Origin of the sequence: Aporhodopirellula rubra (genome assembly GCF_014192335.1) — a bacterium.
GTDB lineage: Bacteria > Planctomycetota > Planctomycetia > Pirellulales > Pirellulaceae > Rhodopirellula > Rhodopirellula rubra.
In genome coordinates this window covers 59,185-70,003 of sequence record NZ_JACHXU010000022.1, presented here as the reverse complement: position 1 = coordinate 70,003, position 10,819 = coordinate 59,185, and the positions used below count along the sequence as shown (strand labels likewise).

8 protein-coding genes are annotated in these 10,819 nt (G+C 57.0%); 3 read left to right on the top strand and 5 right to left on the bottom strand.

Features of this window, described 5'->3' with window-relative positions:
• Positions 1 to 99 precede the first annotated feature (99 nt).
• The 4 genes from FHS27_RS23980 to FHS27_RS23965 form a co-directional block, all read right to left on the bottom strand.
• The gene (locus FHS27_RS23980) at positions 100 to 2,997 is read right to left on the bottom strand and encodes a vWA domain-containing protein (RefSeq protein WP_184307772.1); all 2,898 of its coding nucleotides are present in this window, start codon (positions 2,995 to 2,997) and stop codon (positions 100 to 102) included.
• On the bottom strand, positions 2,994 to 3,545 hold the full coding sequence (locus FHS27_RS23975; RefSeq protein ID WP_246420767.1) for an RNA polymerase sigma factor: 552 nt from the start codon (positions 3,543 to 3,545) through the stop codon (positions 2,994 to 2,996). The genes FHS27_RS23980 and FHS27_RS23975 overlap by 4 nt, the downstream gene beginning before the upstream one ends.
• Before the next feature lie 357 nt (positions 3,546 to 3,902).
• On the bottom strand, positions 3,903 to 4,922 hold the full coding sequence (locus tag FHS27_RS23970; RefSeq protein ID WP_184307768.1) for a hypothetical protein: 1,020 nt from the start codon (positions 4,920 to 4,922) through the stop codon (positions 3,903 to 3,905).
• Positions 4,923 to 4,955: 33 nt separating this feature from the next.
• Positions 4,956 to 5,594 carry a hypothetical protein gene (locus tag FHS27_RS23965; RefSeq protein WP_184307766.1) on the bottom strand — a complete coding sequence of 213 codons (639 nt, stop codon included), beginning with the start codon at positions 5,592 to 5,594 and terminating at the stop codon, positions 4,956 to 4,958.
• Positions 5,595 to 5,760: 166 nt separating this feature from the next.
• Between FHS27_RS23965 and FHS27_RS23960 the strand changes: the two genes are divergently transcribed.
• The 3 genes from FHS27_RS23960 (at position 5,761) to flgN (ending at position 8,784) form a co-directional block, all read left to right on the top strand.
• On the top strand, positions 5,761 to 6,732 hold the full coding sequence (locus FHS27_RS23960) for a nicotinate-nucleotide diphosphorylase (protein ID WP_184307880.1): 972 nt from the start codon (positions 5,761 to 5,763) through the stop codon (positions 6,730 to 6,732).
• 119 nt (positions 6,733 to 6,851) lie between these two features.
• Entirely contained in the window at positions 6,852 to 8,270 is a 1,419-nt protein-coding gene (locus tag FHS27_RS23955; RefSeq protein WP_184307878.1) for an undecaprenyl-phosphate glucose phosphotransferase, read from the top strand.
• Positions 8,271 to 8,343: 73 nt separating this feature from the next.
• The gene (gene flgN / locus FHS27_RS23950; protein ID WP_184307764.1) at positions 8,344 to 8,784 is read left to right on the top strand and encodes a flagellar export chaperone FlgN; all 441 of its coding nucleotides are present in this window, start codon (positions 8,344 to 8,346) and stop codon (positions 8,782 to 8,784) included.
• Positions 8,785 to 8,815: 31 nt separating this feature from the next.
• Here the strand turns inward: flgN and FHS27_RS23945 are convergent, their stop codons facing one another.
• Positions 8,816 to 10,648, bottom strand: coding sequence for an arylsulfatase (locus FHS27_RS23945; protein ID WP_184307762.1), 1,833 nt, complete (start codon positions 10,646 to 10,648; stop codon positions 8,816 to 8,818).
• Positions 10,649 to 10,819: the final 171 nt, after the last annotated feature.

Below are 10,819 nucleotides of genomic sequence, written 5' to 3'. Positions count from 1 at the left end.
TGTTGAAGCGTTTCCTGACAAGGATGTCTCCAGACACTGGGGTCTGGAATTCGGCGACATCTCGCTACGGTTAACGGGCACGTCGTCGATTGAAATGCTCTAGCGTTCGAGTTGCTGGGCCTGTTGGATCATTTGTTGAAGTTCACCGACGCGAGACGATTGACGCGACCGCTCCGGCAAGGATGACATCATTTGGTAGAGGTCACTCAGTTCGACCGTCTCCGCCTGTGGCTCACCACGCAGTTTCGTGGCCAGAAACGCGGCCGATGCGGCAATCTGCATCGACGTTTGCGACTCAGCCAATCGTGGCGCGTCGGCTTGGTACGGGATCGGCCATCGATTTTCGATCATTCGACCCGTCGAGAGATCTTGGAAACGAACCGAAACGGATCCCACGTCGCCTTCGCCGCCTGGCATCGCTTCAAACTCGTAAACCGCGACGCCTGCTTCTTCCGCCGCCATTTCGGCAGCATCGACCGCGTCGTTGCGAAAGTCCTCTCGATTGAGTCGATGCTTTTCAAACCCGAGCAACCGGTAACGGCCGACACGATTCGAATTGAATTCGACCTGCACTTTGACGTTCTTCGCCGACGGACGTAGCGCCCCGGCGATTTGTTTTACAAACGAATCGTCGGTTGATTCGATCGAGTCGAGCAAATAATAACGCCCGTCCCCTTGTCGGGTCATCGACTCAAGCACCTCGTCGTTCAAACCGTCGGCGATGATTCCCGCCGCGTCAAACGCGATCCCGGAATCACGAATTGACGTGATCATCCGCGATAGATTGCTCGGATCGGCATCGCCGAGATTGACCGCACCGTCGGTCAGCAACACGATTCGGCTTTGAGCGTTGTCGCTGCGTCGCTCGCTCGCCTTCTCGAACGCCAACTGCAACGCCGCCTCGAGATTCGTGCCGCCTTCGCTCGGCAATTCATCGATCAACGCGACCAACCCGTCCGCCTTATCGCCGGCGACCTTGTCCGCCAACAATCGCGGTTGTCGAGCAAAACTGATTAGGGTGATCTCGTCGATCGGTTTCAACTGACCGGCCAACAATGCGAACGCCCGGCGAACCGTTTCTTGTCGGTCGAGGCGTTCCATCGAACCTGAATTGTCTAACAAGCACGTCAATCGCAACGGCGTTTCCGCAGCACGCCCCGCCGCAGCCGTTCGCATCGAAATTCGCAATAGGTTGCGTTGCTGCACAAACGGGTGGATCGACTGCTCAATTTGGCAGGCGACCTTCTCGTCGGGCGTCGGCATCGGATCCCCGTAACTGAACGCGTTGACGAACTCCTCAACACGTACCTTCTCGGCGTCAGGCCATTGGCCATTGGCGAGAGCATTGCGGGCGAGCTTGAACGACACGTCGCTGACGTGCAGCGAGAAGGTAGAGAACGGCTCATTCGCGGCGATCTTTTCGTTCAAATCAATTCGCGAGCGAGACCTTCGTAACAATTCACGTTGCTTCGCCGCTCGTATATCGACGAGGCCTGACGATGGCAACCGTGTCGGAACGATCCCAGCGGCGACAATGTCCTTTTTGAGCACTTCATCGGAAATCTCGATGCTGGCGATGCCATCGGTCTCCAGTTCCTCAATCTCAAAACCAACGCTCGCTCGGTCATGTAGAACGTCCCCAAATTCCTCGGTTGGCTGCCCCGCCCGAAAATCAAATCGAGAGTCGGCTTTTGTCTCCGCAGTCTTTTTGCTGGCTTCTGCCTTACCTTCGATCGATCGTCCCAACGAATCTTGAAGAGAGGCATTCGGTGTGTCGTCATACATCCAATCGCGACGAACGTTAGCGTCCGCACCCGAGTAAAACCGATCTTCGCTTTGAACTCGGAGACCACGCGTTTGAACCGGTTTTCCGGCTTCCGCAATTTGCGGAATAGAAAAACGCAACAGACCATTGTCGCCACGCCCGTTCGCGTCATTTGCACTATCGGACATCCCAAAGTCGGCTTCACCACCTCCTGCAAGCCTTCCGGATTGACCGCTCTGAATCTGACGCTGCAAATCCGCCGCCGACTTGTCGCGTGAGGACCGACCGAAATACAGGGCTCTTTGATCGTCTTCGGACACCTTGCTTTGTCGCTCCGCAGCGGGCTCCATCTCGAGGCTCAATCCTTCCGTGACGCCGAGTGCGATCTCATCATCAAAGTACTGATCATCGTCGCCAAAAACACTGCCGCCAGGAACACCGTCGCCAAACATGGACATGTCTTTGGCATCGACGTCGTCATCGGACAACGCTCCTCCCGCAAAGCCGCCTGCCGACTCTTCGCCGAGTTCCAGCCACACCTCTCGCGGGCGTCGTATCGAATCCATCGTAATCGCGTTTCCTGGGACGACCGCGCTTTCAAGCAGATCGGGGCGGTTGCTTGGCATCTCCGACAATCGTTCCTCACGCGAGTTTGCGACCATCGGTAAAGCGGTTTCACGCTCCTCCAAATAGAAGTGATCCGATGCCGATTGTGACGCGGCCGATTGATGCTCTGCGTTCTCGAGCGGTACTGCGGTCACAGCGGCAGCATCCAATGCAACGCTCATATCTGCGCCAGCATGCATCGCGAACGGCTCGCGAACCGACATGTACGCAAACGTGCCCATGCATCCAACGATCAAGACAGCTGCGGCGACGGCGCAGAACTTCCGAATCACGCTTGGCTCGAGAAGCCATGATCCCCTTACTGGTTTAAAAACAACCACGTCATCACTCGCGGCGGTGCCTTCGATGACGTCGAGAACGGCAGCACGCTTTTGATTCGGCAGTTGCCAGTCCTCTTCGGCTGGATCGGGTTCCTGCGAAGCGGCGCCATGCATCAATCCATGCAGCGACTCCATTTCGTTTAGAAACGCCTTCAGCTCGGGACGTTGCTCGATCAGAGAAACGAGCTGCTCACGTTCGAAATCAGACGCTTCACCCAAAACGAACGCAACGATTCGTGCTTCGAGTTCGGGGTCAATCGGCGGAAGGTGAGAAGGATCATTCATGACAGATTGTCGATTCCCAAAGGACGCATTTTGACACCAAGGTCTTTCAGAATGTGGTGCAGTCGGTAGCCAACATTGCCAACACTCAAGCCGGTGTTTTCGCTGATTTCGCGATACGACAGATTCTCGAAATACTTCAACGTCACCAATTGGCGATCCGTTTCATCGAGTTGTGCAACGAGATTTCGCAGCGCCGCGGTCAACTCAATCCGTGACAACATCGACTCAGGCGACTCATTGCCTGCGCCGGAGTCCGGTTCATGCGAAACGCCGTCGAGAACCTCTCGTTGGTGCTTCTTGAGAAGATCGAACGCGCGGTTTCGCACCCCTCGGACCAGCCAAGCCCGAGGGGACTCGACGTTTTCCCAATGAATGTGCAGTTGAAGAAACACATCCTGCACAATCTCCTCCGCCACTGCCCGTCGCCCGGTCAGCGAAAACGCATATCGCAACAGCGTCGTTTCCTCGGCGTCGAACAACTCCCGAAGGCTGAGTTCACTCAGCCCCGCTTCGTCAGAACGATTGACTCGAGGAGTCTGTTGCAACATGAGTTCAAATCGATGGGATTGGCCGTTGTGGATCAAGACGCGTTCATCCTCTCAAAAGGATAGACGCCCGCGCCTGTGATTTCTTAGCCGTTTTCCAAAAGAAATGTCCCCAGGCGTTCGCAAAACACGACAAATCCCCGTGTTTCGCTTGCTCAGTCAACTTGCATCGACTGGATGGGGGCTTCGCGAGGCCAACGAGCAAGTGGCTCCATCCCGACCGATTTCCAAGGTAGAAGCTCGTCGCAGCCGATATCGCTTCCACACGATCGTCCGAGCTCGACTCCACCGGCTGGCCGAGTTCGCTAACCGAATTCGCTAGCTAAATTCACTGGCCAGCGAGAGATTAACCCAGCGGGCTCATTCGTAGCGGATGCCGCGAAGCGGGGGACCGGTGGGGGCCGTTGCACTGTAGGTGCTCGGCGTTCCTGCGGCGGTCGTCGTGGGGCTGGCCCACGCGGAGGTTCCGCGGACCGGCGACGACGCGGGGACGCCAGCAATGGTCGCGTTGCCAAACGGTGTTTGCCCACCGGCGAGCTGCATCAAGTCAACCCGATTAGTCGTGGTGGGCATCGCAAAGAGTTGTGGGTCGCCGGACAGTAATTGATTGATGCTGTAGGACGCGACGCTCAACTGCAACGCAAGCGGTGGACCGCTCGCGGGGAAAAGTTCAATCTTGATTTGATGCGGCAGCACCGTGTCGACTTCGCTGAAGTATTCATGCTCGCTCGCAAAACTCTTCGCAACGAGACGCTGATCAGGCGAATAAAGGAACAGATGCGTGATATACCCGGCCGAAGGTTCGATGAAGCAGACGCGTTGGTACGTTCCGACGGCACTCGGGACGGCCGTGCGAACTTCGATCAGGCCGTCGGTTCGGGTGACGGGGCCTGAGATAACGGTGTGGGGATCCAACCTCGCCAGACCGATGGCTTCCATCATCCAACTCGGGTCGACCGGCAAGATCGCTCGATCGAGGTTTCGTGAGTATTGATCGTGGTTGGCGTGGTAAAGCGTTTGCGTCATGCCCTCGGGGACTTCGAACCAGAACTCTTGCGAATTGCTGCCGAGATCGATGCCGGTGCCCATGATGATCGGCACGCTCGCTTTCAAGCGAAAATTGCGCTCACGCTGAAGATGCATGGTCGCAGACAACGTCGGCACGGCGGACATGCTGAGCACGTCGACTTTGGCCGAGTTGGTCGAAAGCTCTCGGATGGCGTCGGATCGGTTGATCGCGGCGGCGAGGCCGTTGATGTCTGGCGTTTCTTGGAAAACAACCGGTGGCGGTGGCGTGTTGGAGACCGTGACGGTCCGAGCACATCCGGCACAGAGGATAAATCCCAGTGCGTAGATCATGCCGGTGCGTGCGTCATGCATTGCGAAAACGGGCTCCCTGCCACTGCGTTCTGTTTATTCCACGTCGCGGTACAAAAGGTCGACGAGCTGATCTTGTAGGCTTTCTGCTTCGCCCGCGGCAATGTCACATATTTCGATCGACAAAATGGTGCCGTCGATATTGGATTCCAATTGCAACCAATCCGCGGGAGACGTCTTCGGCGGGCGTGCGGTGGGCGTTTCCGAGGTTCCATCCTCGCTCGCGTCGAACGCATTTTCGGGCGAGTCTCCCGCGTCTGTTCCTTCGTCGTTCTCGTCCTGAACGTCGGCCCCGGACGACTCTTTCGACGATTCGCTCTGGATCAGGGTGGCGGATTCGTGTGGTTTGAGACTGCGTTTTCGCAACAGCATGAGCGCGAGGAGATACCGCATCTTCGCCTGCGCGGGCTGATCGGCCATCGACCGCAGCAATTCGATGAGGACCTCAGGCGGTGCGAGTTCGCGTTTCTTTTCTTCGGGCAGCGGAACACGGTTTTTCCAGTGTCCGATGCATCCCTCCGGCGGGCCCGTCCAGGCGTCGGCGGAAATGTCGACGCGCCGAAATTCTTCGTCGCCTTCGGTGACCACGGAATAGTAATATTCGCCCGGTTCGAGCGGCCGGTTACCAACGCTGCAACGGCGTGTGGTGCGACTGATTTTGTATTCGCCTATCATCGGATGTCCAAACACAGGGGTGGCAGGAAGACTGCAGCGGGCCTGCTACATTACTACCAAATCTCTCTCTCCGAATGAAAGATAGACGTTGAACGCTGAAAACCAACCCGAAAATAGCAACACACCCGATTCCGAGAACGCACGTCGCGATTGGGCGCCAGTCGAGATGAACGATCAATTGGAGAACGATCTCCGGCAATTGGTGCGTCTGGCGATTTCCGAAGATCTCGACGTCGCGGTCGACTGGACCACGGTTGCAATGATTGACGCCGACCGACGCGGCGCGTGCCAAATCGTTTCGCGGGCGCATGGAATCGCCGCTGGGGTGGCATTGGTACCGTGGATTATCGACGAATTCGATGCAGACCTCAACGTCGAGGTGCTCGTCAGAGAGAGCGAGACGTTTTCACCGGGGACACCGCTGGTTCGTCTGTCGGGTTCGGCTCGCGATCTATTGACGAGCGAACGGGTGACGTTGAATCTGCTGTCGCGATTGTGCGGCATCGCGACGATGACACGTCGGTATGTCGATCTGATCGCGGGCACGTCCGCTCGTCTTTATGACACGCGAAAAACGACGCCGGGGATGCGACGTTTGGAAAAGTACGCGGTCCGATGCGGCGGCGGGCACAACCACCGGACCGGACTGTTCGACGGTTTCCTGATCAAAGACAACCATCTCGCGCTCGGCCGATCTCAACAAACGAGTGACCAAACGACAAGCGACGCAATGACGAGCGACCCAACAACAAGCAAACCGGTCGTGGGTAACCGACTCACCGCGGCGGAAGCAGCCCAGAGGGCGGTGGCGATGCGGGGCGGATTGATGAACCAGTTGGTCGCACCGTCGATTGTTGAAATCGAAGTCGACGGGTTGGGGCAGTTCGAGCAAGTTCTCTATACGGGCATCGACATCATCCTGCTGGATAACTTCTCGCTCGACGATTTACGAACCGCCGTGGCCGCTCGGGACGCCGCGGGCGTGAGCGTCGAACTGGAGGCGTCCGGGAACATCAATATCGACACGATCGCTACCGTTGCTGCGACCGGTGTGGACCGAATCAGCAGTGGAGCATTGACGCACCAAGCCACCTCACTGGACTTGGGAATGGATTGGACGGAGGGTTTTACGACCTAGGGTAGTGCAGTCCATCAAACTGTTCCCGCACGCATTGCTTTTTGTTCACCATGGCTTCGACTCCTACGGCCACCCCATCGCTATCCCCGTCGGTGGGTTCGCGTCCCTCCACATCGATCATGGGAGGACGCCACTGGTTCGAGTTTTTGCAACCACTTCTTGACGCCGCATCGATCATGGCCGCATTGATCGCGGTGAAAATGTTCGCGCGAGGTTACGTCGACGACGCAGCCTGGGCGATGGGCTTGCTCGCTATTATTGTTTTCTTCCTGAGCAGCAAACTGACCGGTTTGCAACGTCCCGACCAACAGATCACGGTCGATGGCGAAATCGTCAGCATCATGACGACGTGGGCGCTGACCGTTTTTGTACTCGCGGTGGCCGCGTTTGTGACTCGTTACGGTGAGCAGTTTGCGCGCAGCGTGATGTTTGCATGGGTGATGACGAGCCCCGCCCTGATCGGACTGACGCGGATGTGTTTGCGTATCGTCCAAGTCGGATTGCTGCGCCGCGGGATCGGATCGCGTCGCGTCGCGATCGCGGGCTGGAATCAACTCGGTCAGCAAACGAAACTGAACGTGGAAAACGAACCGGCGCTCGGATTGCAATTCGCAGGCTTTTATGACGACCGCAGTTCCGACCGTCTGATCGCGGATATCGAGGGAGCCCCCGGCGCCGAGGAACTCGACGAGTCGTCACCGGCGTTGTTGCATGGCAGTTTGAATGATCTCGTTGCCGCGGCACGCTCTGGCGAAGTCGAAACCGTGTTGATCACCCTGCCAATGCGTGCCGAAAAACGGATTCGGTTTCTGCTCGACGAACTCAGTGATTCAACGGCGTCGGTCTACATCGTTCCCGACTTCTTTGTATTCGAGTTGTTGCATTCGCGTTGGACTCAGGTTGGCGGACTACCGGCGGTCAGCGTGTTTGAGAATCCGTTATTCGGAATCGATGGTGCGGCCAAACGGGTGGCCGATTTAGTGATCGCGATTTCCGGATTGATCGTGATTTCGATTCCGTTCTGCTTGATCGCTTTGTTGGTCAAGGTCACGTCCCCGGGCCCCGTCTTTTTCCGTCAACGACGATACGGTTTGGATGGTCAAGAAATTCGTGTTTGGAAGTTCCGGTCGATGCGAGTCTGCGATGACGGTCCTGTGGTCAAACAGGCCACAGCTAACGATCCACGCATCACCCGTGTGGGCGGAATCTTGCGTCGGACGAGTTTGGATGAACTACCCCAATTGTTCAACGTTATTGAAGGAACAATGAGCCTCGTCGGCCCACGGCCCCACGCGAGTGCCCACAATGAGCAATACCGGGGACTGATCCGCGGCTACATGATGCGTCACAAAGTCAAACCGGGAATCACCGGATTGGCCCAAGTCAGCGGTTGTCGTGGCGAAACCGAAACGCTCGATAAGATGCAAAAGCGCGTCGAATTCGATCATCAGTACATCCGCACGTGGTCGTTGTTGCTCGATCTCCGGATCCTCGCCCGAACAATGCTTGTTTTCTGGAAACAGCCCGAAGCGTATTGAGGTCTGAGGCGGCGAGGCGTTATCCTGCCGTCCACACCCTCGTCGTGATCACGCATTTCTGGAGAGCCAAACGATGGCAACCATCGCAGAGCTAGAGCAAACGATCGACACCCGACACCAGCAATTGACGGTGCTGCTCGAACTGACGACCCAGCAAGAAGCGACGATCGAACAGGGACACATGAACGAGCTGATGCGAATCCTCGGGGTCAAACAACGTTTGATCGAAGAGTTCGTTTCGTTGTCCGATCAATTCAAACGGGACTTTGATTCGTTCGCGACCCGGCCCTCGTTCTCTGATGTGTATCGAGAGCGAAACGAAGCCTGTAACTCGATGCATCAGGAGTTGCTCGCTCGCGAAGCGAAGTGTCAGGAAACACTGACGACGAGTCGCGATGAGATCGGCGAACAACTCGTCAGGGGTGACGGAGCTCGTCGCGCCGCTGCGGGTTACGGAGGCAGCGTGAAACCGCGTCCGCAAGGCGGCGGCTTGGATTTATCGAGCGACGCGTAGCGACTGATTATCCCTTCGTCGATCACGTCTGTTACGAGTCGCGACGCAAAACCATCAATCGCACTTCGACGCCCGTCTCACCTTGGATATCGGGCGCACGCAGCCGCAGCGTGCCGCCCGCCTCGGGTAATCGAATCGTGCCGAGTGACATCGGTCGCCAATCTTTCTCGTACCCCTCGGTGCGTGGTGCTCGGTCAAACTCGACGGCGACAAATCCCGATGGAGTGACTTGGCTGACTCGCGCCTTTGTTGGTTCGCCAATCAAATGCCCATCGGCTTCAAACGACAATTCCAACTCGGTACCAAGGGCGGTTTCATCGCACGCGTACCACAGTTGAACCTCGAACGTTCCGCCTGCGACGACGTCGACATTCCAATCGATCGTATCTTTCGAGTCAGTCCAATCGAAGAAGTAAGTGCTGTTGGGATGTCGGCTGCTTCGGCGAATGCTGCCGGACGACGTCGCGTCGCGAACGGGCAATTGCGTCCACTGTGCATCGGGGTGTCCGACGGCAAAGACGGGTTCGCTTTCCGACGGTGAGGCACCCGCGTTGGTTTCGTCTCGCCATCGCTCGAGTTGATTCTTCAAACGGGCAGCAACGTTGGGATACTTTTTCGATACATCAATCTGCTCGCCCGGGTCGCTCGCGATTTCGTACATCGTTCCGTTGAGGTGGTATCGAAATCGTTGCGATCGCACCGACGACCGACCTTTCCATGACGAAAAGAGCAAACGCTTCGTCGGTGAGGCTTCGTTTGTTTCCTGTGATTCATCGCTCAGTTGGTCGGCAAATGAGACACCGTCGAGAGGCCCGGCAGTCGCACTGATTTCAACTCCTGCGAGTTGCGTCAGCGTCGGCAACAAATCAACCGCACCGGCAACGGATTCCACTTCCGTGCCGGCGGGAATTTGTGCAGGCCAGCGAACAAGACATGGCGAGCGCAGGCCTCCCTCGAACACAGAACCTTTGACGCCCCGCAGTCCGCCGTTGAAACGGTAGCCGTTGGGACCGTTATCACAAAAGAACACGACGATCGTTTCATCGGCGATGGCAAGTGAATCGAGCGTTTCCAAAATTCGACCGACATTGCGATCGATGTTCTCGCACAGAGCTAATGCTGCACGCGTGTGGTCGAGCTTTTGTCGCTTCGCGTTCTCAGGACGCGGGTCAGGAACGAGTTCTTTGTCGGAGAACGGTTTCCAATCTTCGTCGGGAACCTGCATCGGCGCGTGTGGAGTGTTCAGCGGCAGGTAAACGAAGAACGGAGCTTCGCGATGGCCGCGAATGAACTCAATCGCATGATCGGTGAGATCGTTGGTGATAAACCCATTCCCATGAACGGTCTTTCCGTTGTGTTCGAGAATGGGCGAAAAGTAGTTACCCCAGTGTCCGCTGCAGAACCCGTAGAAGTCTCCGAAACCACGTGAGTTCGGATGGTAGGGAGCTTGCATTCCCGAGTGCCATTTGCCGTATGCGGCGGTTTGATATCCCGCGTCGCTAAATGCCTGCCCGATCGTGCGTTCAGCGAGATCAAATCGTTCGCCGCCCTGCGATGTGCTGTAGACGCCCATGCGGGTGTGATAGCGACCGGTCAAGAATTCGGCACGGGTGGGCGAGCATACCGCGCAGACGTAAAAGTTCTTGATGTTGGCACCGTCCCGAGCGAGTGAATCAATGTTCGGTGTTTGCAGATTGGGATTCCCGTGCAAACTCAAATCCCCCCATCCTTGGTCGTCGGTTAGGATCACTAACACGTTCGGCGGCGGGTCGTCGGCGGCCGAAGCGACGGTCAAAAGACGCGGTGAGCCGAGCGTGATCGCAAACGCGGCAACACAGATTGCCAAATTGGTGATTCGGGACATGGGGGGATCCGAAGGAAGGTTGAACGGGGGCAGGTTGGGATCAGCCGCCGCGGATGATTGCGTCCGGTTAGCGAAGGGCGAGGGTGGAAGAAACTAACCCATCTTACCGGCGCCAGCAACTTTTTCGGCAGGCAACCGACTGGTGGCCCGATTCGAAATCTCGCAGCGCGA

What these genes read in the sequence shown, in the direction of transcription:
- FHS27_RS23955 (WP_184307878.1), top strand. Translation starts at nt 6,852, where the DNA reads ATGGGAGGACGCCACTGGTTCGAGTTTTTGCAACCACTTCTTGACGCC.
- flgN (WP_184307764.1), top strand. Translation starts at nt 8,344, where the DNA reads ATGGCAACCATCGCAGAGCTAGAGCAAACGATCGACACCCGACACCAG.
- FHS27_RS23980 (WP_184307772.1), bottom strand. Translation starts at nt 2,997, where the DNA reads ATGAATGATCCTTCTCACCTTCCGCCGATTGACCCCGAACTCGAAGCA.
- FHS27_RS23975 (WP_246420767.1), bottom strand. Translation starts at nt 3,545, where the DNA reads ATGTTGCAACAGACTCCTCGAGTCAATCGTTCTGACGAAGCGGGGCTG.
- FHS27_RS23965 (WP_184307766.1), bottom strand. Translation starts at nt 5,594, where the DNA reads ATGATAGGCGAATACAAAATCAGTCGCACCACACGCCGTTGCAGCGTT.
- FHS27_RS23945 (WP_184307762.1), bottom strand. Translation starts at nt 10,648, where the DNA reads ATGTCCCGAATCACCAATTTGGCAATCTGTGTTGCCGCGTTTGCGATC.
- FHS27_RS23970 (WP_184307768.1), bottom strand. Translation starts at nt 4,922, where the DNA reads ATGCATGACGCACGCACCGGCATGATCTACGCACTGGGATTTATCCTC.
- FHS27_RS23960 (WP_184307880.1), top strand. Translation starts at nt 5,761, where the DNA reads ATGAACGATCAATTGGAGAACGATCTCCGGCAATTGGTGCGTCTGGCG.